Here is a 21,986-nt window from a genome sequence, read left to right as displayed (position 1 = left end):
CCAAGGGTGGACTGTGCGGTCCGCAACCCTGGAGGGATGCTCCGGTCATAACCTGACCGGCACATAGCAGCCCCCAGGCCGCGGATCCGCACACAGGATCCGCGGCCTTCTTGTTTTTCCGCGATCCCCGACCACCTCCGAGGTGCCCGACCAAGATCAAAAAGCTCGATCAAAAGGAGAAGCAGATGGGGGCCAAGACGATCATGGACCTGATCGACGAAGCCAAGATCCCCTGTCGTACCGACCCTGACCTGTGGTTCGCAGAGTCACCCGAGGACGTCGAGTTCGCCAAGGCTCTCTGCGGCGGCTGCCCGATCCAGCAGGCCTGCCTGGCCCGCGCGCTGGAGCGCGAGGAGCCCTGGGGCGTCTGGGGCGGCGAACTGATCCTCAGGGGAACAGTCGTTCCCCGCAAGCGTCCGCGCGGGCGTCCCCGCAAGCACCCGGTCGCTGCCTGACCACCCACCAGCCCAACGAGCGAGAGAGAACAAGAACACCGATGAGCACTTCTTCCACCAGGAGCCTGGCCGTGCCGTATCTGTTTCATGACTTGGTCAACGACCGAATACAAACTCTCCACCGCGAAGCGGAGGAGCAGCGTCTCATCCTGCGCGTAAGCCGCGTACAGCGGGCGCGACGCGAGGTCAAGCGGGCCAACGACCGCTTGCGGAAGGCGCTGAGCCGGCAGGTGTGATCAAGGAGGTCCTGCCGCCGGCGCAGGATCTCCTGATCCCCACCTGCCTCTGAAGAGCCGGGCGCACCCAGCGCCCGGCTCTTTCCATGCCCAGACGCCTGCGTTCTGCCGAGTGAGCTGCGGGACGTCTGCGCTCAGCGCGGTGAGCTGCGGAGTGTCTGCGTTCTGCGAGGTGTTTCGCGGGACCTCTGCGCTCGACCAGGTGAGCTGCGGGCCTCTGTGCTCCGCCGGTTGAGCTGCGGGACGTCTGCGCTCGGTCGGGAGTGCTGGGAACCGGGACGTCTGCGCTCGGTCGGGAGTGCTGGGAACCGGGACCTCTGCGCTCTGTTGGATGAGCTGTGGTCCGGTCGCCGGGGGAGCGCGGCGCAGCCTGCGGTCGAGGGCCTTGGCCCGTCTGTCTCCTTCTGTGATTCGCGATCCGGCCCTCGGCTGGCCCTCTTGCGCGGCCGGGAGCCTGGCCTTCCAGCTGTTTGTCTTCGATGCCTTGTTCTTTCCGGCATGTCGGACTCGTGTCGGGGGCGTTCGTAGGGCGGAGAGTGCGCCCTGAGCTGGGCGGCCCAGCGGTCCCGGCCGACCTCGGGCCGACGTACGATGGCGCATGTGACCAGCAGACCCGCCGAAGCGCAGCACCTGCGTGACCTCGCCCTGCTGCGCCGCGTCCGCGACCGCATCGACCGCGACTACGCCCAGCCGCTCGACGTCGAAGCCTTGGCCCGCGGCGTGAACATGTCAGCCGGCCACCTGAGCCGCGAGTTCCGCCGCGCGTACGGCGAGGCCCCGTACGGCTACCTGATGACCCGCCGCATCGAACGCGCGATGGCGCTCCTGCGCCGCGGCGACATGAGCGTCACCGAGGTCTGCTTCGCGGTCGGTTGTTCCTCGCTCGGCAGCTTCAGCACCCGCTTCACCGAGTTGGTCGGCGTGCCACCCAGCGTCTACCGTCGCCGCGCGGCGAGCGCGACCGCGGGGATGCCGTCGTGCGTGGCGAAACAGGTGACCAGACCCATCAGGAACCGAGAGACCGCGCTTACCTGACCCCAATTAGCGTGACTTCCATGGACATCACCATCCACTCCAGCTTCCTCCCGCACACCGACCCGGAAGCCTCCCTGGCCTTCTACCGTGACGCCCTCGGCTTCGAGGTACGCAACGACGTCGGCTACAAGGGGATGCGCTGGCTCACGGTGGGCCCCGCCGGCCAGCCGGACACCTCCATCGTCCTGCAACCACCGGTCGCGAACGGCTACGGCATCACCGACGACGAACGCCGCACCATCACCGAGATGATGGCCAAGGGCACCTACGCCGGCGTGAACCTGGCCACCACCGACCTCGACGCCACCTTCGAACGCCTGAAGGCCAGCGGCGCCGAAATCGTCCAGGAGCCGATGGACCAGCCGTACGGCGTCCGCGACTGCGCCGTCCGCGACCCTTCCGGCAACCTGATCCGCATCCAGGAACGCCACCCCTGACCCACCCCCGGCACCATCACCCTGGATGTGTCCTTTGAGGTCGTCCCTGACCCACATTCAGGAACGTCATCCGTGGCCCGTACTCGGTTCCATCGCCCTGGATGCGTCCTTTTGCGTCGTCCCCCTGCCCCACTCTCAGGAACGTCATCCCCGGTCGGCGCTCGGTTTCGCCCTGGGCGTGTCCTTTGGGGTCGTCCCCCTGTCTCACGTTCAAGAACGTCATCCTCGATCCGGGGTCAGCACCATCACACCTGACACGTCCTTGGGGCCGCCCCTCTTGATCGGTGATCAGGAACGTCACCCCTGCTCCACCGGCCTGGCGGCGCCTGATCACCCGATCGCCAGTGCCTCGCCGTTCGGGTCGTCGGCGAAGCCCGGAACCCAGCGGATCACCTCGTCACGGAAGCGCGCCGTGGTGCCGAGCTGGCAGAGGACCCCGACACCGGCCGCATGCACCCGATGGATGAGCACGTACGACGGCGGCAGGTTGAGCTGGCGAACCACGTTCGTCGGGCGGAGGTCGGTGACACTGGCCGCCTGGGCCTGCAGCCACTCCCGGCTGAAGGTGAACTCCTCCACGGCCGTCGGCTCCACGTACGGCGCCAGGAAAGCGCGCAGGGCGTCGGGGTCGATGTCGATGTCCTGACGGATGAAGCCCTCGTCACGGAGGCCCGTCATCACGGTGTCCATGTCGCCCTGGTTGAAGATGCGCGTGAGCTGCCCGAAGACCTTCGGATAGCCGCCGGGCAGACGGTTGACCGCGCCGAAGTCGAGGACGCCGAGCTTGCCGTTGGCCAGCACGCGGAAGTTACCCGGATGGGGATCGGCGTGCAGCATGCCGACCCGGGCAGGCGAGCTGAACAGGAACCGGACGAACAGCAGCCCCGCGTGATCACGCTCCTCCTTGCTGCCCTCGTTGATCACCCGCGACAGGGGAGTGCCGTCCATCCACTCGCTGACCAGCACCATCTCGTTGGCCGCCACCACATCCGGGACGTGGAAGTCGGGATCGCCGTTGAACTCCAGCGCGAAGGCATGCTGTGCCTCGGCCTCGCGAAGGTAGTCGAGCTCCTCGGCGATCCGTTCGCGCAGCTCGGCCAGCAGCGCCTTCATGTCGAGGCCGGGCAGCAGCGCTCCGAACATCTTTCCCAGCCGGGCCAGCTGGGTGAAGTCGCCGAGCAGCGCCTTGCCCGCCCCCGGGTACTGGATCTTGACGGCCACCTCGCGTCCGTCGTTCCAGACGGCCTTGTGCACCTGGCCGATCGAGGCGGCGGCCGTGGGCCGGTCGTCGAATGAGAGGAAGTGTTTGCGCCAATCGTCCCCCAGCTGCTCGGCGAGCACCTTGTGGACGGTGGCGACCGGCAGCGGAGGGGCGGCGTCCTGGAGTTTCGTCAAGGTCGCCCGGTAGGGGCCGACGATCTCCGGCGGAAGCGCCGCCTCGAAGATTGACAGTGCCTGGCCGAGCTTCATCGCCCCGCCCTTGAGCTCGCCGAGCACCTTGAAGATCTGCTCGGCGGTGCGCTGCTGAACCTCCTGGGCCACGATTTCTGCTGATTTGCCGCCGATGCGCTTGCCGAGGCCGAGGGCGGCCCGCCCGGCGAACCCGAGCGGAAGGGTGGCCAACTTGGCTGAGCGGGTGACTGCCCGGCGCGGAAGATCGCTCACACTCATGCGCGGAACCTCGCCCGAGATGCCGCTTCCCCCCTTCGTGGTCGTCCCCTGAGCACGTCAGTCGCTGGTAGGTGACATGTCCATTGTTAGCGAATAAGGATTGTTTCGCATACAACGACATTGCGGATGACCGCTCCACGACCGTCTTTTCCAGCACCAATCAGGCATTACGTCCATTGTGCCGTTCGTCACAGAGGACGCCCGGCCTTCGAGATGAGCAAGCGCCTGGCCGGTCGCCGCCGCCGCGACGAGCGTGGCGAGGGTCGTGTCGCAGGCGATCTCGCCGGGCGGATAGCCGCCCAGCCTGGCAGTGACGATCGGCCAGGCGGGATCGTGGTCGCGGCGCGTCAGGTCGAGACAGTGCAGGCACGTCGTCTCACCGGGAAACACCAGCGGCCCGACGGATCCGTGCCCCTCGAAGGCCGACACGAGCAGATGAGGGATGCCGAAGTCGGCCAGCTCGTTGACCAGCACCCCGTCCAGAGGCCCCACGGGCGCGAGGATGGCGAGGTCGGGACGCGCCGTGCCGTCCCCCAGATGCGGAGCTCCGGCCAGGACGTTGGATGACGGAACGGCGTCCTGACTCACCTCCGCGGGGGTGGGTGGCACAGCAGGAGAGACCCGCGCAGCGGCGGTGCCGGACGGCGTGACACCCGCCCGCCTGGGGCGTGCGATCGTGCCGCCGGTCGGCGTGATGCCCGCCCGCTGGGGCTTTGCGGTCGTGCCGCCGGACGGCGACGCCGCCCCGCGCGCAGGCCGGCCGGTGGCGTCACCGGCGGGCGTCGCGTTCCGGCCTGTGGGGTGAGGGGTTGAGATGCGATCGCGCGGAGGCGGAACGGCCGGGGCGTTCTTCGGCGGGGGAGCAAGCAGCCGCCGGGCGACCGCCGCCGCGCCCTCCTCCCGGGACAGCCCCACCTCGGCCCACGTCAGCCCGCCCGGCGTGATGTCTCCAGGCCGGACCGGCCCGGGATCAATCACCCGGATGTCGCCGACCCCGCCGGCCGCGAGCAAGGCGACGATCTGCGCCCCCACGCGCCCGGCCCCGTAGACCCTGACCTTCGCCTCCCGCCGACGCCGCAGCAGCTCGACGCCGCCCTCCGGGCTGTTGGAGGCCAGGTCGAGCGCGTCGAGGTCGGGTTTCAGCCGATCCCTCTCCGCGAGGGAGAGCTCCCGCAACGGCGCCGGGAACGGGCCGGCGTCGTGCAGGGCGCCCCGTGTGGCGAGGTAGTCGAGCAGAGCCTGGGCGCACGGCTCGTCGAGGCCGGCCGCCGCCGCGTCGCGCATCACCCGGCGCAGGTCGCGGGTGCCGTCGAGCCCCTCGATCCACTGACGCACCGATCTCGTCAGGCCGGTCAGCGTGATGGCCCGGAGGGGATGCACGCCGTACTGCAGGGTGTGCTCGTCGCGGAGGATTCGCCGGAGGGCTGGCTTCACACGTGGCCTCATGGCCGGAAGGTTCGCACGTCCGACCAAGATCCCGAGCCGGTTCCGCGCCGCCTGTGGACAACCTCCGACCGCGACGCCCACCCTGTGGATAACGTCCGACCGCGGAGTACACCCGCGAAGGGCCGGCGATCACAACCGCACCTGAGGCAAGCCGGGACCACCGCGGCTGGCCAGGAACCACATCCGCATCCGCGCCCCGCGGAGCGTTACGCTTCGCCGCATGAGCGAGATCTTGGTCGACCGCACAGACGACGGAGTAGTCGTCCTCACCCTCAACCGCCCCGAACTGCGCAACGCCATGACCGACACCATGACGGCCGAATGGCGCGAAACCATGACCACCCTGGCCGCCGACCGCGACCTGCGCTGCGTCGTCGTCACCGGAGCGGGCAGCGCGTTCTCCTCGGGCGGTGACCTGTCATGGATCGGCGAGCGGGGCGCCGAGGCGGTGCCGCCGCTGCGCGACCGCATGCTCGCCTTCTACCGCACCTGGCTGATGATCGCCGACCTGGAGGTGCCCACCGTCGCCGCGGTCAACGGCCCCGCCGTCGGCGCGGGCCTGTGCGTGGCCCTGGCCTGCGACCTCGTCTACGCCGCCGACGACGCCAAACTCCTGGCCCCCTTCACCCGGCTCGGGCTGCACCCGGGCATGGCCGCCACCTACCTGCTGCCCAGAAGAGCCGGTACGGCACTGGCCCGGGAGATGCTCCTGACCGGCCGTCTCCTTACGGGTACGGAAGCGGCAGATAAAGGCTTGGTAAATCAATCTTTCCCGAAGAATGACCTTCTCTCCGAGGTTTCGGTCATCGCCAAGAAGATCGCAGAGATGGCTCCAGTCGCCACCCGCCTCACAAAGGTCGCGCTGAACCAAGACCATCAAGACCTGGAAGCCGCTCTGAGGTGGGAATCCTTGGCCCAGCCCGTCACCATGGCATCATCCGACCTGCTGGAGGGCCTGGCGGCGCATCGGGAAAGGCGCATGCCCAAATTCACCGGCTCTTAATCATCTGACCAGCGAAAACAACGTCCACCCTCTGTGGAATTTCGCCAGTCTCGGCTAACGTGCTTATGTGCCCCCCGAGACAGTCGAGGTCCGTCGCAGTTCTCGTCGCCGGCGTACGGTCTCCGCCTACCGCGACGGCGACAAGACGATCGTGCTCCTGCCCGCCTGGCTGAGCGGCGAAGACGCGGATGAATGGGTGAGCCGGATGCTCGACCGGCTGGCCGCCAAGGAAGAACGACGAAGGCCGACCGACGAGGCCCTGCTCGAACGGGCGAGGGAGCTGTCGGTGAAGTACCTCGACGGCCGGCCCGACCCCGTGAGCGTTCGATGGGTCGACAACCAGCAGCATCGCTGGGGCTCCTGCACCCCGGAGAACGGCGCCATAAGGATCTCGACCCGGCTCAAGGGCCTGCCCGAGTGGGTCATCAACTACGTCATCATCCACGAGCTCGCGCACCTGATCGTGCCGAGCCATGGCCCGGGGTTCTGGGCGCTGGTAGAACAGTATCCGAAGGCGGAGCGGGCGCGCGGGTTCCTCGAAGGATTCTCCGCGGCGGCCCACACGGCACCGGAGGAGTGTTGACACGCATCGTCGCCGTCCTGGTACGCGGCCGCATGGCCGAAGCGGCGCCCCCCGGCGTCGATCCACGGCAGTTCCTGGCGGCCGTGGCCGAGGACACCTACGAGATGGTCGCCGGCCTGGAGTTCGTCACCCCGGTCCTGATCACGGCCGTCCCCGGCCTCGACGACATCGTCTGGCCCGGCACGGAGATCATCACCATCGACGAGGACGAGCCCCTGCGAGCCGTCCTCGGCCGCCTGTCCGGCGACCAGGCCGCGGTGATCAACGCCGACGCGCCCGACCTGCCCTCGCTGCTGGTCGGCAAGCTGTTCAGGGAACTGGGCCGGGCCGAGATCACGATCTGCCCCGCGGCGGACGGCGGCGCGGTGGCGCTGGCCTGCGCACTGCCGCTGCCGGCCTGGGCCGACCCCGACCTCGACGACCCCGACGTCGTCGCCGTCCTCCGGGAGCAGGCCCCGGGCCCGCGCAGGGTCGCCACCATCTCCGGATGGCACCGCCTGCGCACGTTCGACGACGTCGGACGCCTAGACCCAGGTCTCGAAGGCTGGGACAACACCCGCGCCCTGATCGGCCGCTGACGCGCGTCAGGGAACGGTGAGCTCGGCCAGGACGGCCCGGTGGTCGGTGCCCGGCACGTCGCGCACGCTGACCTCCCTGACGCCCACCCGCTCGTCCACCAGCACGTGATCGATGGTGATGATCGGCGGCACCCGCTTGTTGGCCGGCCACGTGGGGATCAGCCCCGCGCCCACCTGGTCGGCCGCGTCCTTGTACCCCCGGGCCAGCAGCCTGCGCAGCGAGGCGTGGTCGAGCGAGGCGTTGAAGTCGCCGGCGAGGATCCGCACGGTTTCGCCGCCGGCGGAAGGAAGGCCGGCGAGCGCCTCGTTCCAGTTGACCACGTTGGGGCCGAGCGGCGGATAGGGGTGGACGTCGACGAACTCGATCGGCTTCCCGCCCGGCAGCGCCACCATGGCGGCGGGCATCTTGTGCCCCACCGGGGGCACCACGTCGTCGAGCGGCTGGAGCGGGTGCCTGGAGTAGAGGCCGCTTCCGCCGGCGTCCCATTCGTCCTCAAGTACGCGGTGGGGCATGAGCTCCTTCAGGCCGGCCGCGTCCATGTCGGCCACGGCGCCGGGGGTCAGCTCCTGCGTGCTCAGCACGTCGGGCCGGAACTCGCGCACCAGGTTCACGATCACCTGCGGGTCGGCCCTGCCGAACAACATGTTGATCGTCATGACTTTGAACGGCCTGCCGGTCGTGGCCTCGGCCGTGCCCAGCGCGCGCGGCAGGACGCTGAACCCGAGCGCGGTCGTGGTGAGCAGCGCGACGGCCGTCGCGGCCCGCCTGCGCCCGACCGCGGCGATCAGGAGGGGGACCAGGGACCCGGCCGCCGCGTACGGCGTCGCCGTCATCAGCTGCGTGGGCAGCGAGCCTCGTTCCAGCCCGGCCACCCTGGCCACGGCCCAGGCCGCGAAGGGTGTCACGGCCAGCCAGGTCAGGACGTTGCCGGGCAACTTTCGCGGCTTGCGGGCAGGCGTCACGATCGTGCCGCCAACGGCAGAAGTCTCCACGCGGCCCCCCTGGGAACGATGCGAAGGACTCTAGCCCAGCGAACGCGAGCGCGAGCTGAGCGCGGAGCGTCCGCGTGCGGCCAGCCGGCGCGTGGCCTCGTCGGACAGCTCGGGGATCTCGTCGACGGGGAACCAGCGCAGGTCGAGCGACTCGTCGCTCATGACGGCCTCGGCGCCGGGAGGGGCCACGGCCGCGTACTCGACGTCGAGGTGCCAGCTGCGCGGCGGATGGCACCAGACCTCGTGCTTGTCCACGGCCAACGGGCCGGGCAGCAGCTCAAGTCCGGAGATTCCCGACTCCTCGGTGGCCTCGCGCAGCGCCACCGCCTCCAGCGTGGCGTCCAAGTCCTCGCAGTGGCCGCCCATGGGCAACCACTTCCCGGCCTTCGGATGCAGCGTGAGCAGCACCCGGGCGCCGTCGTGGCTGAGCACGGCGGTGGTGGCCGTCAGGTGGCCGGGTGCGCACGCGCGCCACATGGCGTCGTCGTACGTCCGCAGATGGCCGAGGAACTCGGCGCGCAGCGCCTCCTCCTCGGGGGTCGGCGCGGTCCAGGAGGACAGCACCGCCACCGCGTCGTCGTGCAGGGTCACCGGCCGCCGTCCTGGTCGCCGTCCTGGTCGCCGTTCTCGTCGCCGGGCTTGGCCTCCAGCTGGGAGATGTCCCAGGCGGCCTCGCCGCGGACGAACGCGTCGGGGTCGTCGAGGTCCTCGGCCGTCGGCATGAGGTCGGGGTGACCCCACAGGGCGTCGCGCCCGTCGACGCCGCGCTCGGTCTCCAGCGCCCGCCACAGCGCCGCGGCCTCGCGCAGCCGCCGGGGCCGCAGCTCCAGCCCGACCAGCGTGCCGAACGTCAGCTCCGCGGGCCCACCGGTCGCCCGGCGCCTGCGTACGGTCTCGGCCAGCGCGACCGCCGAGGGCAGCTTGCCGTCGGCGGCCCGGTCGACCACCGTGGCCACCCACCCCTCGACCAGGGCGAGCATCGTCTCCAGGCGAGCCAGGGCGGCCTTCTGCCGCTCGGTCTCCTCGGGCTTGAGCAGCGCGCCGCCGCTCAGCGCCTCCTGGATCGCCTCGGGATTGTTGATGTCGAGCCCGCGGATCTGCTCCTCCAGCGCGGAGGTGTCCACGGTGATGCCCCTGGCGTATTCCTCGACGGCCCCGAGCAGGTGCGAGCGCAGCCACGGGACGTGCTGGAACAGCCGGTGGTGCGCGGCCTCGCGCAGCGCCAGATAGAGCCGGATCTCGTCGGCGGGGATCTCGAGGCCCTCGCTGAAGGACGCGATGCCGCCGGGCAGCAGCGCCGCGGTGCCGGACAGCGGCAGGCCGATGTCGGTCGTGCCGATGACCTCGCGCGCCAGCGAGCCGAGCGCCTGGCCGATCTGCTGACCGACCATCATGCCGCCCATCTGCTTGAGCATGCCCATCAGCGGCCCGGCCATCTGCTGGGCCTCGGGCGGCAGCCCGGAGCCGCCGAGCGCGCCGCCCATGGTCTCGACCATGCGTTCGGCAACGGGCTCGCAAAGCTTGCGCCAGACCGGGACCGTGTTCTCGATCCACTCGGACCGGCTCCAGGCCTGCGGGTTGGACACGCCGCTCGGCAGTGTCGTCGCCTCGTTCAGCCACAGGTCGGCCAGGCTCAGCGCCTCGACGATCTGGCGGCGCTCGCCTTCCATGACGCTCGGATCGCCCTGGGCGACCACGGCGTGTCGTGCGATGTTCTTGGCCATGTCCCAGTTGACAGGGCCTGAACCCTGGGGCGCCGACAACATGTCGGCGAACTGGCGCATCGCCTGAGCCATTTGCTCAGGGTTGCCGAACATGGCGAACGGGTTCTCGTTAGGGTCGTTTTCGCGACCTGGCAGGTCAGTCACCGCTCTACCTCGTGCAGGATGGAGGAGTCCACATCCGCCACGTTAGTCGTCCTACGGCGGATCAGTGCAAAGTGAGGACCTGGTGCCTACCTCGAAACGCCCGCGTCAACCCGTCGTCGCCGTCACCGGCGCGGCCTCCGGCATCGGCCGCGAGTTGCTGGTGAGACTCGCATCCGCCGCGGATTTCCGCAGAGTGGTGGCCATCGACGAGGAGCGTGGCGACGTTCAGGAAGCCACGTGGAGAGTGATCGACGTACGGGATCCGCTCTTGGCGAACCGGATCTCCGACATCGACGTCCTGGTCCATCTGGCCGGTGACTACGCCGTCGACTCCGACCCGGGGGAGCGGCGCGCGTACAACCTCAGAGCCGCGCAGACGGTGCTCACCGCCTGCGCCGCCGCCCGCGTGCGGCGGGTGATCCTGGTCACCAGCGCCATGGTGTACGGCGCCGCGCCCGACAACGAGGTCCCCCTGCCGGAGGACTCCCCGGTGGCCGCCGAGCCCGACACCGGCGTCGTGGGCGACTACCTGGAGATCGAGTCGCTGGTCCGCAGGTCGCTGCGCAGCCACCCGGGCCTGGACGTCACGGTGCTGCGCCCGGCGGCGGTCGTCGGTCCGGGCGTCGACACGGTCATCACCCGGCACTTCGAGTCGCCGAGGCTGCTCACGGTCAAGGGCTGCAATCCCAACTGGCAGTTCTGCCACATCGACGACCTCATCTCGGCGTTGGAGCTGGCCGCCAAGGGGGCCGTCACCGGCGTGGTGGCCGTGGGCTCCGACGGCTGGCTGGAGCAGGAGCAGGTCGAGGAGCTGTCCGGAATCCGGCGGTTCGAGCTGCCGGCCGGGCTCACGTTCGGCACCGCGCAACGCCTGCACCGGCTCGGCATCACCCCGGCCCCCGCCACCGACCTGCACTATGTCGTCTATCCGTGGGTGGTCGACTGCTCGGCGCTGCGCGAGGCGGGCTGGAAGCCCACGTGGACCAACGAGGCCGCCTTCCGGCAGCTCCTCGAACTCCGCGAGAACAGGACCACCGTGGTCGGCAGGCGGCTGCCGGTCAAGGAAGCCACGCTCACCGCGGCCGGCGCGACGGTGGCCGTCATCGGCACCGCGGCGATCGTCCGGCAGGTCCGCAAAAAGCGTCGCCAGTAGGAACGTGAGGTTAGGCTCTTTCCGTGGACGTCATCCGGTTGCTCGGCATTCGTGACACCCCGTTGTCCGTTGACGAGGTGCTGGCCGCGGTGGGAGACCACGCGGCGGGCGGCACCGCGATCTTCATCGGCACCGTGCGCGAACAGGACCACGGCAAACCTGTGACCCGGCTCTCCTACTCCGCCCATCCCTCGGCGCCCGACGAGCTGCGCCGGGTCGCCGAGAAGGTCGCGGCCGACTTCCCCGTCACCGCGATGGCCGCCGTCCACCGGGTCGGCGACCTGGGGCTCGGCGACACGGCGGTGATCGTCGCCGTGGCCGCGCCGCACCGCGACGAGGCGTTCAAGGCCTCGCGCAGGCTCATCGACGACCTCAAGGCCGAAGTCCCCATCTGGAAACACCAGGTGTTCGCCGATGGCGAGACCGAGTGGGTCGGCGCCTGCGAATAAGCTCATCACCATGTCACGACGCGTCCTCACCCTGCTGCTCGCGGGGTTCTTCGTGCTCGCGCTGGGCGTCCTGGGCGCGTTCCGGCCGGTCCCGTACGTCGTGCTGAGCCCCGGCCCCACCGAGAACACCATCGGCGAGATCGACAAGAAGCCGGTGATCTCGATCAGCGGCCGGCAGACCTATCCCACCAGCGGCGCGCTGAGCCTGGTCACGGTGGCCTACCAGGGCGGCCCGGCCGCCCAGATCGACCTGCTGACGGCGTTGCGCGGCTGGCTCGACCCGACCGTCGCGGTGGTCCCGCAGGAGACGATCTTCCCGCCCGGCCGCGACGCGAAGAAGGTCGACGAGGAGAACGCGGTCGAGATGACCAACTCCCAGGACTCCGCCAAGGCCGCCGCGCTCAACGAGCTCAAGATCCACTACGACCGGGTCGTCACGGTGCTGTCCACCGAGAAGGGCAAGCCCGCCGACGGCAAGCTGCAGAAGGGCGACCAGATCAACGCGGTCGACGGCAAACCGGCCACCGACTCGCAGTTCGTCGGCGACACCGTCAAGGCGCACAAGCCGGGCGAGACCGTGACCTTCAACGTGACCAGGGGCGGCCAGAAGCTCGACGTGTCGCTGCAGCCGATCGCCAGCAAGGACGGCAAGCCCCTCGTCGGCGTGCTCATGCAGGAGAAGTTCAAGTTCCCCTTCGACGTCGACATCAACGTCGGCGACGTCGGCGGCCCGAGCGCCGGGCTGATGTTCTCGCTCGGCATACTCGACAAGCTGACCCCCGGCGAGATCACCGGCGGCAAGCGCATCGCCGGCACGGGCACCATCGACACCGAGGGCCAGGTCGGGCCCATCGGCGGCATCGCCCAGAAGATGGTGGGGGCCCGCGACTCCGGCGCGACCGTCTTCCTCACCCCCGCGGACAACTGCGCGGAGGCCATGAAGGCCGTGCCCGACGGCCTGCGGCTGGTCAAGGCCGACACGTTGCACGACGCGGTGCTCGCGCTCGACGCGCTGCGCACCGGAAAGGGCAATGTGCCCGCTTGCGAGGCCGGATGAAACTTCCGGCGAGCGCCGTGCGTTAGCCGTACGGCTGGCGCTGCGGTGTAAGTTGCCAGACACGGACCGTTTCTTCATCACGACGAGGGGTTGGCCTTGAGCTTCCGGACCCCAGGGGCCGGCAGGGCGATGCGCTTGCCACGCCGGCCGCGGCTGCTTCTGCCTGTGGCCATCGCGCTGGTCGCGATCGTGGCCCTGTTTTTTCTCTTTTCTGGGATTTATACCGACTACCTGTGGTTTGACACGACCAACTACACGTCGGTCTTCTCCGGGGTGCTGCTGACCGAGATCGTGCTGTTCCTCGTCGGAGCGGTGCTCATGGTCGGCATCACGGGCGGCAACATGCTGCTGGCCTTCCGCACCCGGCCGATGTTCGGCCCCGCCGTGTTCGGCGGCGGCAGCGGAGCCGACCGCTATCGCATGGCGCTCGACCCCCACCGCAAGCTGATCTTCATCGTCGGCATGGGCCTGCTCGCGCTCTTCTCCGGCTCCTCGTTCGCGGGGCAGTGGAAGACGTGGCTGCAGTTCGTGAACGGAGCCTCCTTCGACAAGAAGGACGAGCTGTTCGGCATGGACATCTCGTTCTTCATGTTCGACTACCCGTTCATCAGGATGGTGCTGAACTTCCTGTTCACCGCCGTGATCATCTCGATCATCCTGGCCACGATCACCCACTACCTCTACGGCGGCTTCCGGCTGCAGTCGCCGGGCGTGCACGCCTCCAGGGCCGCGCGGATCCACCTTTCCGTGCTGCTCGGCGTGTTCGTCCTGCTCAAGGCCATCGCCTACTACATCGACCGGTTCGGTCTGGTCTTCTCCGACCGCGGCTACGTGCACGGCGCGTCCTACACCGACGTCAACGCGGTGCTCCCGGCCAAGAACATCCTCGCGATCATCGCGCTGATCTGCGCCGCGCTGTTCTTCGCCGGCGTCGTGCGCCCCGGCGGCATGCTGCCCGGCGTCTCGTTCGGCCTGCTCGTGCTCTCGGCCATCCTGATCGGCGGGGTCTACCCGGCGCTGGTCGAGCAGTTCCAGGTCAAGCCCAACCAGCAGGGCAAGGAAGCCCTCTACATCGACCGGAACATCCAAGCCACCAGATCAGCCTACGACGTGCAGAACGCCGAAGTGATCGACTACAACGCCCAGGCCGACCCGACCAAGGTCAGCGCCGGCGGCGACGAGTCGGTGACCGGCGTGCGACTGCTCGACCCGGCGCTGGTGTCGTCCACGTTCGAGCAGACCCAGCGCATCCGCGGTTTCTACGGCTTCCCCGACCAGCTCGACGTCGACCGCTACCCCGGCAAGGACGGCAAGCTGGTCGACCACGTGGTCGGCGTCCGCGAGCTGCTCGGCCCGCCCGCGCCCCAGAACAACTGGATCAACCGCGCGCTGGTCTACACCCACGGCTACGGCTTCGTCGCCGCGCCGGGCAACGAGGTCGACGCGGGCGGCCTGCCCGCCTACGACAGCAAGGACATGCCGGTCACCGGCGACCTCGCGGCCTCGACCGGGCTCAAGGAGTCGCGCGTCTACTTCGGCGAGAACCCGGGCTCCACCGAGTACGTCATCGCCGGCGGCAACCCCAAGACCCCGCAGGAGCTCGACTACCCGGTCTCCGGCGGCCAGACCGGCCAGCAGAACACCACCTACACCGGCAAGGGCGGCGTGCCGATCGGCTCGGCCCTCAACCGGCTGGTCTACGCCGCCAAGTACGGCGAGATGAACATCCTGCTGTCGGGCGACATCAACGACAACTCCAAGATCCTCTACGTGCGCAACCCGCGGGAGCGGGTGGAGAAGGTCGCGCCGTTCCTGACCCTCGACGGCAACGCCTACCCGGCGATCGTCGACGGCCGGATCACCTGGATCATCGACGGGTACACCACGTCCAACGCGTACCCGTACTCGCAGAGCGAGAGCCTCGGCGACATGACCCGCGACCTGGCCACCGACCGTCGCGTGGTCGCCCAGCAGCCGCAGGACGAGATCAACTACATCCGCAACTCGGTCAAGGCCACGGTCGACGCCTACGACGGCACGGTCACGCTCTACGCCTGGGACGGCAACGACCCGGTGCTCAAGACGTGGTCCAACGCCTTCCCCGGCACGATCAAGCCCGCCTCGCAGATGAGCCCCGACCTCCAGGCGCACATCCGCTACCCGGAAGACCTGTTCAAGGTGCAGCGCTACATGTTGTCGCGCTACCACGTCACCAACGCGGCCGCCTTCTACAGCGCCCAGGACTTCTGGAACATCCCCAGCGACCCCTCGCAGGGCAACCAGTCGGTCAAGCAGCCGCCGTACTACCTGACGGCGACGATGCCCGACGAGTCCGAGCCGTCGTTCTCGCTGACCACGACCTTCGTCCCGAGGGAGGGCCCCAACCTGGCGGCCTTCATGGCGGCGGGCTCCACGGTGGGCAAGGACTACGGCAAGCTGCGCATCCTGCGCATGCCGTCCAACACCACGGTCCCCGGCCCCGGTCAGGCCCAGAACAACTTCCAGAACAAGTTCTCGGGCGAGCTGGGCCCCCTCGGCCTCGGCCAGGCCAACGTCAGGTACGGCAACCTGCTGACCCTGCCCTACGCGAACGGCCTGATCTACATCGAGCCGGTCTACGTGCAGACCAAGGCCGGCACCGGTCAGGAGCCGTACCCGATCCTGCGGCGGGTGCTGGTGGCGTTCGGCAACAAGGTCGGCTCGGGTGACACCCTCGACCAGGCGCTGGAGCAGGTCTTCGGCGGCGAGCAGCAACAGCCGAACACCCAGCCCCAGCAGACCACGCCCAACCAGGCGAACACGTCGGCGATGAACACCGCCATCTCCAACGCCCAGAAGGCCTACGAGGACGCCCAGAAGGCCCTCCAGGCCAGCCCCCCGAACTGGGACGAGTACGGCAAGGCGCAGAAGCGGCTGGAGGAGGCGCTGAAGCAGATCGAGAGCGCCAACGCCAAGCCGGCGGCCACTCCGTCGCCCTCGGCCTCGCCCTCCGCCTCCCCGTCGGCGACGCCGTCCGCCTCGCCGCCGGCCACGTCCACACCGACGCCGACACCCTCGGGCACACAGGCGGGAGGCACCACCTAGCCCATTCGGTTTGCGCCCGCCCCCCTTCGCCGATAGTCTTGAAAAGCAAGACAGCGACGCGGGGTGGAGCAGTTCGGTAGCTCGCTGGGCTCATAACCCAGAGGTCGCAGGTTCAAATCCTGCCCCCGCTACCAAGATTCGAGGTCCTGGCCGACGGCCAGGGCCTCGTTGCTTTTCAGCGGCATCGCAGGTCCCATCCGGCATCGTCGGTCTCAAGGACCTCGACCACCGCGGACGCGGGATCGCCGTCCTGGAAGTACACCCTGCCGTTGACCCGGTCGTAGTAGCTCGTGAGTTCGGCCTCGGACAGCCTGGTGCGCAGCGAGAACCTGACCAGGAAGTCGCAGTGGTCGCCGTTGCCCTCCTGCACGCCCACCGACCCTTGGGCGCCGGCGGCGTTGAACGAGGTCTCGGGCGGCAGCGGATGAGCCAGAAGCCGGTCCTTCATGTCCGCCAAGCGCAGGTCCCCATATGGGCACCATGACGAGCAGGGCCAGCGCGACGGGCGACCCCAGGAGGAGGATCCGCCGCCAGCGAAGCCGGCGCCGTGGTGGCAGGGGTTCGAGCAGCATGAGGCCCATGGTCACAGCCGCCGACGCGCTTGGACAAGCCCGGCCGGGTCGGAGGAGTCCAGAAGGGCGGTATAGTTGATAACAACACACCGACGCGGGGTGGAGCAGTTCGGTAGCTCGCTGGGCTCATAACCCAGAGGTCGCAGGTTCAAATCCTGTCCCCGCTACCAATCCGAAGTCCCCGGTCGCCACACGGCGGCCGGGGACTTCGTCGTTTCCGGGCCTCGTCGGGCCGGGTCTTGTCCTACGACCCACGTGCTGATTACATGATTACATGACGGAAAAAGACGTCCCGACCATCTACGAGTGGGCGGGCGGGACCGAGGCGTTCGAACGGCTGACCGCGACGTTCTACCGGACCGTCCTCAAGGACGACCTCATCGGGCCGCTGTTCGCCCACATGGACCCCGACCACCCCAAATATGTCGCCATGTGGCTCAGCGAGGTCTTCGGCGGTCCCGACCGGTACACCCATGAACGCGGCGGTTATTCCCACATGCTCGCCCACCACCTGGGCCGGGCCATCACCGAACCGCAGCGTCGCCGCTGGGTGAACCTCCTCATGGACGCCGCCGACGAGGTCGGCCTGCCCGACGACCCCGAGTTCAGGGCCGCGTTCGCCGGCTACATCGAATGGGGCACCCGGCTGGCCGTGCACAACTCCCAGCCCGGCGCGACGCCGCCCCCGGAGGCGCCGGTTCCGCACTGGGGCTGGGGAGTCGCTCCGCCATACCAGCCGTAACCTGGAGGAATGGGAAGCACGTCGCGCGGGCGGCTGCGGGTCTACCTGGGGGCGGCGCCCGGCGTCGGCAAGACGTACGCCATGCTCAGCGAGGCGCGACGGGCCAAGGAACGCGGACGTGACGTGGTCGTGGGCCATGTCGAGACCCACGGCCGCGACCAGGTCGCCCGCCTGCTCGACGGGCTGGAGACCGTGCCGGGCCGCACCGTCGTCCATCGCGGCGCCACGTTCACCGAGCTCGACGCCGACGCGGTCATCGCCCGCCGCCCCAAGGCCGTGCTGGTCGACGAGCTCGCCCACACCAACACGCCCGGCTCCCGGCACGCCAAACGCTGGCAGGACGTCCAGGACATCCTGGACGCCGGCATCGACGTCGTCTCCACGCTCAACATCCAGCATTTGGAGTCCCTGCGCGACGTGGCCGAGCAGATCACCGGCCTGCCGCAGCGCGAGACCGTCCCCGACGATCTCGTCCGGCGGGCCGACCGGCTCGAACTCGTCGACATGTCACCCGAGGCCCTGCGCCGCCGCCTCGCCCACGGCAACGTCTATCCGCCGGAACGCGTCGACGCCGCCCTCGCCAACTACTTCCGCGTCGGCAACCTGTCCGCTCTGCGGGAGCTCGCCCTGCTCTGGGTGGCGGACCGGGTCGACCGGCAACTCATCGCGTACCGGGCCGACCACGACATCGCGGGCACCTGGGAAGCCCGCGAACGTGTCGTCGTCGCCCTCACCGGCGGCCCCGAGGGCGACACCCTCGTCCGCCGCGCCGCCCGCATCGCGGCCAGGACCAAGGGCGCCGACCTGCTCGCCGTGCACGTCACCCGGGCCGACGCCCTGTCCACCGCGAGCGACCCGGCCAACCTGGCACGCCAGCGCAAACTCGTCGAGGACCTCGGCGGCACCTACCACCAGGTCGTGGGCGACGACATCCCGCGCGCGCTGATCGCGTTCGCCGACGGAGTGAACGCCTCGCAACTCGTCCTCGGCGCCTCCCGGCGAGGACGGCTCGCGCAGCTGCTCACCCGCGGCGTGGGCATGACGACGGCCACGCTGTCCGGCTCGATCGACGTGCACATGGTCCCGCACGAGGCCGTCAGCGGAGGCTCCGGCCGGCCGCAGCCCGGGGGAGCGCTGACGCGTCGGCGCAAGTCGGCCGGATGGGCCCTGACCCTGTCCGCCATGCCGGCGCTCACCGCCGTGATCGCGCCGCTCGACCTGAGCCTGCCCAGCGAGATCCTGCTCTTCCTGCTGCTGGTCGTCGGCGTCGCGCTGGTGGGCGGGATGTGGCCGGCGCTCACGGCGGCGGTGCTCGCGTTCGGGCTGCTCAACTGGTTCTTCACGCCTCCGGTGCACACCCTGACCATCGCCGAACCGGAGAACGTGCTCTCGCTGGCCATCTTCGTCCTGGTCGCCGCCATGGTGAGCACGGTCGTGGACCTGGCCGCCCGGCGCAGCAGGGAAGCGGCCCGGTCCAGGGCGGACGCCGAGGTCCTGTCCACACTGGCCGGACACGTGTTGCGCGGGGAGTCCGCGGTGGCCTCGCTGCTCGGACGGTTGCGCGAGACGTTCGGACTGACCGCGGTGACCCTGCTCGAAAGGGATGATCCGTCGGGTGACTGGCGCATCGTCGCCACGTCCGGCGGCCCCCCGATCACCACCCCGCCCGCCCCCACCCCGAACCACACTGGACCGGACGGCGGTAGCGACGTGGTCACCATCGACGACCGGCTGGTGCTCGCGACCCGCGGCCGGCTGCTCGACGCCAGCGACCGCCGCGTCCTGGAGGCGTTCGCCGCCGAGGCCGCCGTCGCCCTGCGCCAGGAACGCCTGCGCGAGGCGGCCGAGCGCGCCGAGCCGCTGGCCGAGGCCGACCGCATGCGCACCGCGCTGCTCGCCGCCGTCGGCCACGACCTGCGCACTCCCCTCGCCTCGGCGATGGCCTCCGTGGAGAGCCTGCGCAACACCGACATCATCTGGTCCGACGACGACCGTGCCGAACTGCTGGCCACCGCCGGCGAGTCCCTGGTCAAACTGAACCGTCTCGTGTCGAACCTGCTCGACATGAGCCGCCTCCAGGCCGGGGTCTTGGGCGTCGCCCTGCGCCCCGTCGCCGTCGAGGACGTGCTGCCACGCGCCATCGACGACCTCGGCCCGCTGCGCGACCGGGTCAGAAGTGACGTCCCGGCCGACCTGCCGGAGTTCCAGGCCGACCCGGCGCTGCTCGAACGCGTCCTGGTGAATCTGATGGCCAACGCCGTCCGCTACAGCCCCGAAGCCGAGCCCGTGCTCGTCACCGCGAGCTGGCACGGCGAACGGGTCGAACTGCGCGTCATCGACAGGGGGCCAGGGATCCCCACGGAAGCGCATGAAAAGGTGTTCATGCCCTTCCAACGACTCGGCGACCGCGACAACCACACCGGTGTGGGCCTCGGCCTCGCACTCTCGCGCGGCCTCACCGAGGCGATGGGCGGCACGCTGCTCCTTGAGGACACCCCCGGAGGAGGGCTCACCATGACGGTCTCACTGAGGAGGGCCCTGTGACCCGCGTGCTCGTCGTCGACGATGAGCCCCAGATTCTGCGTGCTCTGCGCATCAACCTGGCGGCCAGGCACTACGAGGTCGCGGTCGCCCCGGACGGCGCATCGGCGCTGCGCCAGGCCGCCGACTGGCACCCCGACCTGGTCGTCCTCGACCTCGGCCTGCCCGATCTCGACGGCGTCGAGGTGATCCAGGGGCTGCGCGGCTGGACGAAGGTTCCGATCATCGTGTTGTCGGGACGTACCGACAGCACGGACAAGGTGGACGCCCTCGACGCCGGAGCCGACGACTACGTCACCAAGCCGTTCGGCATCGACGAGCTGCTGGCCCGCATCCGCGCGGTGACCCGCCGCACGAACCAGCACGAAGAGGAACCCGCGACGGTGCGGCTGGGCGATCACGTGATCGACCTGGCAGGCAAGACGATCTCAGGTGGCGTACGGCTGACCCCGACGGAGTGGCACTTCCTGGAGATCCTGCTTCGCAATCCCGGCAAACTGATCAGCCAGCGGCAGCTGCTGACGGAGGTGTGGGGCGTCGGCTACCTGAAGGAGACGCACTACCTGCGCCAGTACATGGCCCAACTGCGCCGCAAGCTCGAACGCGACCCGGCCCACCCCGTGCACCTGCTGACCGAGCCCGGAATGGGATACCGGTTTCAGCCCTCCTGATCCCTGGCCAGGACGACCGCCTTGAGCACCGCCCACCCGAGCAGCAAGGCCCCGAAGAGCACCTGAGCGACGCGCACCCACAGCGAAGACGTCTGATCCGCATAGATCACAACACCGATCCACATCAGACCAAATATCCCGACCAGGATGATTGCCGACCAGTTCAGCCCACGTTGCCACATACGCGCAGTCTTACAGCCGGGTAGCCAAGACCGGGTATGGCCACAGTCCTCATCCGGTCGAAGCGTGAGCTCCTGGGGAATCAGCCCTGAGCGAGCGCTGACTGGGCCGGCCGGCTCAACGGGGGAGCGTCCGGTGCGCGCCGACGCACCGCCGCAGGCGCATCCCGCGCATCCGCACGACCAGCGGTTGTTGCTGCTGCTCCTCGTGCATGCAGGCGAGCAGTGCCTCAGCAGTACGGGCGTCGGACAGGATCTGCCGCACGGCGTCCTCGTCCTCGGGCAGCTGACCGCGCTCGGCCAGCTCGCGCGTGAGGAAGGCGAGCGGGTCGGGCGCGCCGACCATGTCCGCGGCCATGGTCGTCCGCGCCGCCGTGAGCAGCCGCAGGTAATGGGTACGCAGGACGGCCTCGCGCATGCGTGCCTGTTCGAGGTCGTCGATCAGCGTCCGAGCGATGCGCAGGAGGTCTCCCGCATGGGTCGCCGGGTCGGCGAGGAAGGCACGGATGTCGTCGAACTCCGAGCGGGTCATGGCGGGCACCTCCGAGAGCGCAGTCTGCTCGTGGCTACCTTCGTATCGAGGCACGATTGCGGATGACTTGCTGACCGCTTGACTTCGGGTGTCGTACGGACGGCGATGACCAAGGTTTGACGATCTTGTGACGAGGGAAGGACCCTATGATTACCTGTGTGGCGCGAAGTACGTGCGGGAGACTGCTAGAGTTGCTTCGCGCAGGGCGGCCGAGGGGCTCGCAAGAGCCTCAACAGAAGCCCGGCAAATCCCACTTCCTTCTGGTTCATTCAAGACGGTTCAGAGCGGTCTGAATGAGCTGGTAAGTTAGAGGGGTTGTCCCGGAAGCGGGGCGCGACTTAATTCCAGCAGGTCGAGCAAGTCCGGTCAATTTGACAGAGACTTGAACGGCTGAAAGAATTAAGACACAACGAAAGAACGCAAGACGAAATGAACGCCTCTGAGCGGGGATCCGGGAACGGGTTCTGGTGAGGAAGTACGCGTCCGTTTCTTGAGAACTCAACAGTGTGTTAAAAGCCAGTGCATGAAACACATGCATAACCCCGTCCAAATCTTCGGATGGACGGATTCCTTTTTGGTTGGGTTCAACCACTTTTCCAAGCATTTTTTGGAGAGTTTGATCCTGGCTCAGGACGAACGCTGGCGGCGTGCTTAACACATGCAAGTCGAGCGGAAAGGCCCTTCGGGGTACTCGAGCGGCG

Annotated in this window: 22 protein-coding genes, 2 tRNA genes and 1 rRNA gene; 17 read left to right on the top strand and 8 right to left on the bottom strand. The window is 69.0% G+C overall.

The window, feature by feature from the left end:
• Positions 1-185: 185 nt before the first annotated feature.
• The 4 genes from ACIBK9_RS23600 to ACIBK9_RS23585 all read left to right on the top strand — a co-directional run bounded on the left by ACIBK9_RS23600 (position 186) and on the right by ACIBK9_RS23585 (position 2,163).
• Positions 186-455 carry a WhiB family transcriptional regulator gene (locus tag ACIBK9_RS23600; protein ID WP_125636897.1) on the top strand — a complete coding sequence of 90 codons (270 nt, stop codon included), beginning with the start codon at positions 186-188 and terminating at the stop codon, positions 453-455.
• A 41-nt stretch (positions 456-496) separates the two neighbouring features.
• A complete protein-coding gene (locus tag ACIBK9_RS23595) occupies positions 497-691 on the top strand; it encodes a hypothetical protein (RefSeq protein WP_352319311.1) in 195 nt (64 codons plus the stop codon).
• A 591-nt stretch (positions 692-1,282) separates the two neighbouring features.
• Positions 1,283-1,726, top strand: coding sequence for a helix-turn-helix transcriptional regulator (locus ACIBK9_RS23590; RefSeq protein WP_357987330.1), 444 nt, complete (start codon positions 1,283-1,285; stop codon positions 1,724-1,726).
• A 20-nt stretch (positions 1,727-1,746) separates the two neighbouring features.
• Positions 1,747-2,163 (top strand): VOC family protein, encoded by a 417-nt coding sequence (locus tag ACIBK9_RS23585; protein WP_352352819.1) that lies wholly within the window; start codon positions 1,747-1,749, stop codon positions 2,161-2,163.
• A gap of 330 nt (positions 2,164-2,493) precedes the next feature.
• On the opposite strand, the gene ACIBK9_RS23580 is transcribed toward ACIBK9_RS23585, so the two are convergent.
• The gene (locus ACIBK9_RS23580) at positions 2,494-3,828 is read right to left on the bottom strand and encodes an ABC1 kinase family protein (RefSeq protein WP_397161700.1); all 1,335 of its coding nucleotides are present in this window, start codon (positions 3,826-3,828) and stop codon (positions 2,494-2,496) included.
• A 63-nt stretch (positions 3,829-3,891) separates the two neighbouring features.
• Positions 3,892-5,361, bottom strand: coding sequence for a thiamine biosynthesis protein ThiF (locus ACIBK9_RS23575; protein WP_397161110.1), 1,470 nt, complete (start codon positions 5,359-5,361; stop codon positions 3,892-3,894).
• A gap of 139 nt (positions 5,362-5,500) precedes the next feature.
• On the opposite strand from ACIBK9_RS23575, the gene ACIBK9_RS23570 reads away from it, so the two are divergent.
• The 3 genes from ACIBK9_RS23570 to ACIBK9_RS23560 all read left to right on the top strand — a co-directional run bounded on the left by ACIBK9_RS23570 (position 5,501) and on the right by ACIBK9_RS23560 (position 7,444).
• Positions 5,501-6,283, top strand: a complete 783-nt coding sequence (locus tag ACIBK9_RS23570) for an enoyl-CoA hydratase-related protein (protein WP_358294325.1) — start codon at positions 5,501-5,503, stop codon at positions 6,281-6,283.
• Between the two features lie 67 nt (positions 6,284-6,350).
• The gene (locus ACIBK9_RS23565) at positions 6,351-6,866 is read left to right on the top strand and encodes a M48 family metallopeptidase (RefSeq protein WP_397161108.1); all 516 of its coding nucleotides are present in this window, start codon (positions 6,351-6,353) and stop codon (positions 6,864-6,866) included.
• Positions 6,863-7,444, top strand: a complete 582-nt coding sequence (locus ACIBK9_RS23560) for a DUF2064 domain-containing protein (RefSeq protein WP_397161106.1) — start codon at positions 6,863-6,865, stop codon at positions 7,442-7,444. The genes ACIBK9_RS23565 and ACIBK9_RS23560 overlap by 4 nt, the downstream gene beginning before the upstream one ends.
• A 6-nt stretch (positions 7,445-7,450) precedes the next feature.
• On the opposite strand, the gene ACIBK9_RS23555 is transcribed toward ACIBK9_RS23560, so the two are convergent.
• Genes ACIBK9_RS23555 through ACIBK9_RS23545 form a run of 3 tightly spaced genes read right to left on the bottom strand, consistent with a single transcriptional unit; the run spans position 7,451 to position 10,254 of the window.
• Entirely contained in the window at positions 7,451-8,437 is a 987-nt protein-coding gene (locus ACIBK9_RS23555; protein ID WP_397161104.1) for an endonuclease/exonuclease/phosphatase family protein, read from the bottom strand.
• 30 nt (positions 8,438-8,467) lie between these two features.
• On the bottom strand, positions 8,468-9,028 hold the full coding sequence (locus ACIBK9_RS23550) for an NUDIX hydrolase (protein ID WP_397161102.1): 561 nt from the start codon (positions 9,026-9,028) through the stop codon (positions 8,468-8,470).
• Positions 9,025-10,254 (bottom strand): zinc-dependent metalloprotease, encoded by a 1,230-nt coding sequence (locus ACIBK9_RS23545; protein WP_358294318.1) that lies wholly within the window; start codon positions 10,252-10,254, stop codon positions 9,025-9,027. The genes ACIBK9_RS23550 and ACIBK9_RS23545 overlap by 4 nt, the downstream gene beginning before the upstream one ends.
• A 130-nt stretch (positions 10,255-10,384) precedes the next feature.
• Here ACIBK9_RS23545 and ACIBK9_RS23540 point away from each other — a divergent pair, with 130 nt between their 5' ends.
• The 5 genes from ACIBK9_RS23540 (at position 10,385) to ACIBK9_RS23520 (ending at position 16,182) form a co-directional block, all read left to right on the top strand.
• A complete protein-coding gene (locus tag ACIBK9_RS23540) occupies positions 10,385-11,458 on the top strand; it encodes an NAD-dependent epimerase/dehydratase family protein (protein WP_358294603.1) in 1,074 nt (357 codons plus the stop codon).
• Positions 11,459-11,481: 23 nt separating this feature from the next.
• Entirely contained in the window at positions 11,482-11,907 is a 426-nt protein-coding gene (locus ACIBK9_RS23535; protein ID WP_358294316.1) for a molybdenum cofactor biosynthesis protein MoaE, read from the top strand.
• Between the two features lie 10 nt (positions 11,908-11,917).
• Positions 11,918-12,964, top strand: a complete 1,047-nt coding sequence (locus ACIBK9_RS23530) for a PDZ domain-containing protein (RefSeq protein ID WP_358294314.1) — start codon at positions 11,918-11,920, stop codon at positions 12,962-12,964.
• Positions 12,965-13,093: 129 nt separating this feature from the next.
• The gene (locus ACIBK9_RS23525; protein ID WP_397161099.1) at positions 13,094-16,048 is read left to right on the top strand and encodes a UPF0182 family protein; all 2,955 of its coding nucleotides are present in this window, start codon (positions 13,094-13,096) and stop codon (positions 16,046-16,048) included.
• Between the two features lie 57 nt (positions 16,049-16,105).
• Positions 16,106-16,182, top strand: a tRNA-Met gene (locus tag ACIBK9_RS23520).
• 41 nt (positions 16,183-16,223) lie between these two features.
• Here the strand turns inward: ACIBK9_RS23520 and ACIBK9_RS23515 are convergent.
• Positions 16,224-16,496 carry a hypothetical protein gene (locus tag ACIBK9_RS23515; RefSeq protein WP_397161097.1) on the bottom strand — a complete coding sequence of 91 codons (273 nt, stop codon included), beginning with the start codon at positions 16,494-16,496 and terminating at the stop codon, positions 16,224-16,226.
• 217 nt (positions 16,497-16,713) lie between these two features.
• Between ACIBK9_RS23515 and ACIBK9_RS23510 the strand changes: the two genes are divergently transcribed.
• The 4 genes from ACIBK9_RS23510 to ACIBK9_RS23495 all read left to right on the top strand — a co-directional run bounded on the left by ACIBK9_RS23510 (position 16,714) and on the right by ACIBK9_RS23495 (position 20,574).
• Positions 16,714-16,790: transfer RNA gene (locus ACIBK9_RS23510), tRNA-Met, on the top strand.
• Positions 16,791-16,894: 104 nt separating this feature from the next.
• Complete coding sequence (locus tag ACIBK9_RS23505; protein WP_358303093.1) at positions 16,895-17,362, top strand: group II truncated hemoglobin; 468 nt, start codon at positions 16,895-16,897, stop codon at positions 17,360-17,362.
• Between the two features lie 9 nt (positions 17,363-17,371).
• A complete protein-coding gene (locus ACIBK9_RS23500; protein ID WP_397161095.1) occupies positions 17,372-19,906 on the top strand; it encodes a DUF4118 domain-containing protein in 2,535 nt (844 codons plus the stop codon).
• Positions 19,903-20,574 carry a response regulator gene (locus ACIBK9_RS23495; protein ID WP_352352806.1) on the top strand — a complete coding sequence of 224 codons (672 nt, stop codon included), beginning with the start codon at positions 19,903-19,905 and terminating at the stop codon, positions 20,572-20,574. The genes ACIBK9_RS23500 and ACIBK9_RS23495 overlap by 4 nt, the downstream gene beginning before the upstream one ends.
• On the opposite strand, the gene ACIBK9_RS23490 is transcribed toward ACIBK9_RS23495, so the two are convergent.
• The gene (locus ACIBK9_RS23490) at positions 20,562-20,756 is read right to left on the bottom strand and encodes a hypothetical protein (RefSeq protein ID WP_358303088.1); all 195 of its coding nucleotides are present in this window, start codon (positions 20,754-20,756) and stop codon (positions 20,562-20,564) included. The genes ACIBK9_RS23495 and ACIBK9_RS23490 overlap by 13 nt on opposite strands.
• Before the next feature lie 115 nt (positions 20,757-20,871).
• Complete coding sequence (locus ACIBK9_RS23485) at positions 20,872-21,285, bottom strand: hypothetical protein (protein ID WP_397161092.1); 414 nt, start codon at positions 21,283-21,285, stop codon at positions 20,872-20,874.
• A 604-nt stretch (positions 21,286-21,889) separates the two neighbouring features.
• Between ACIBK9_RS23485 and ACIBK9_RS23480 the strand changes: the two genes are divergently transcribed.
• Positions 21,890-21,986: ribosomal RNA gene (locus ACIBK9_RS23480) — 16S ribosomal RNA — on the top strand; the annotation flags it as partial.

Source organism: Nonomuraea sp. NPDC050227 (genome assembly GCF_044459705.1).
Taxonomy (GTDB): domain Bacteria; phylum Actinomycetota; class Actinomycetes; order Streptosporangiales; family Streptosporangiaceae; genus Nonomuraea.
Note: the sequence above shows the minus strand (reverse complement) of the source record. Positions and strands in the feature narration are given on the sequence as shown.

Coding starts and splice junctions, on each gene's coding strand:
- ACIBK9_RS23600 (WP_125636897.1), top strand. CDS start 186: ATGGGGGCCAAGACGATCATGGACCTGATCGACGAAGCCAAGATCCCC.
- ACIBK9_RS23595 (WP_352319311.1), top strand. CDS start 497: ATGAGCACTTCTTCCACCAGGAGCCTGGCCGTGCCGTATCTGTTTCAT.
- ACIBK9_RS23590 (WP_357987330.1), top strand. CDS start 1,283: ATGGCGCATGTGACCAGCAGACCCGCCGAAGCGCAGCACCTGCGTGAC.
- ACIBK9_RS23585 (WP_352352819.1), top strand. CDS start 1,747: ATGGACATCACCATCCACTCCAGCTTCCTCCCGCACACCGACCCGGAA.
- ACIBK9_RS23570 (WP_358294325.1), top strand. CDS start 5,501: ATGAGCGAGATCTTGGTCGACCGCACAGACGACGGAGTAGTCGTCCTC.
- ACIBK9_RS23545 (WP_358294318.1), bottom strand. CDS start 10,254: ATGTTCGGCAACCCTGAGCAAATGGCTCAGGCGATGCGCCAGTTCGCC.
- ACIBK9_RS23530 (WP_358294314.1), top strand. CDS start 11,918: ATGTCACGACGCGTCCTCACCCTGCTGCTCGCGGGGTTCTTCGTGCTC.
- ACIBK9_RS23525 (WP_397161099.1), top strand. CDS start 13,094: ATGCGCTTGCCACGCCGGCCGCGGCTGCTTCTGCCTGTGGCCATCGCG.
- ACIBK9_RS23515 (WP_397161097.1), bottom strand. CDS start 16,496: ATGAAGGACCGGCTTCTGGCTCATCCGCTGCCGCCCGAGACCTCGTTC.
- ACIBK9_RS23505 (WP_358303093.1), top strand. CDS start 16,895: ATGACGGAAAAAGACGTCCCGACCATCTACGAGTGGGCGGGCGGGACC.
- ACIBK9_RS23500 (WP_397161095.1), top strand. CDS start 17,372: ATGGGAAGCACGTCGCGCGGGCGGCTGCGGGTCTACCTGGGGGCGGCG.
- ACIBK9_RS23490 (WP_358303088.1), bottom strand. CDS start 20,756: ATGTGGCAACGTGGGCTGAACTGGTCGGCAATCATCCTGGTCGGGATA.
- ACIBK9_RS23485 (WP_397161092.1), bottom strand. CDS start 21,285: ATGACCCGCTCGGAGTTCGACGACATCCGTGCCTTCCTCGCCGACCCG.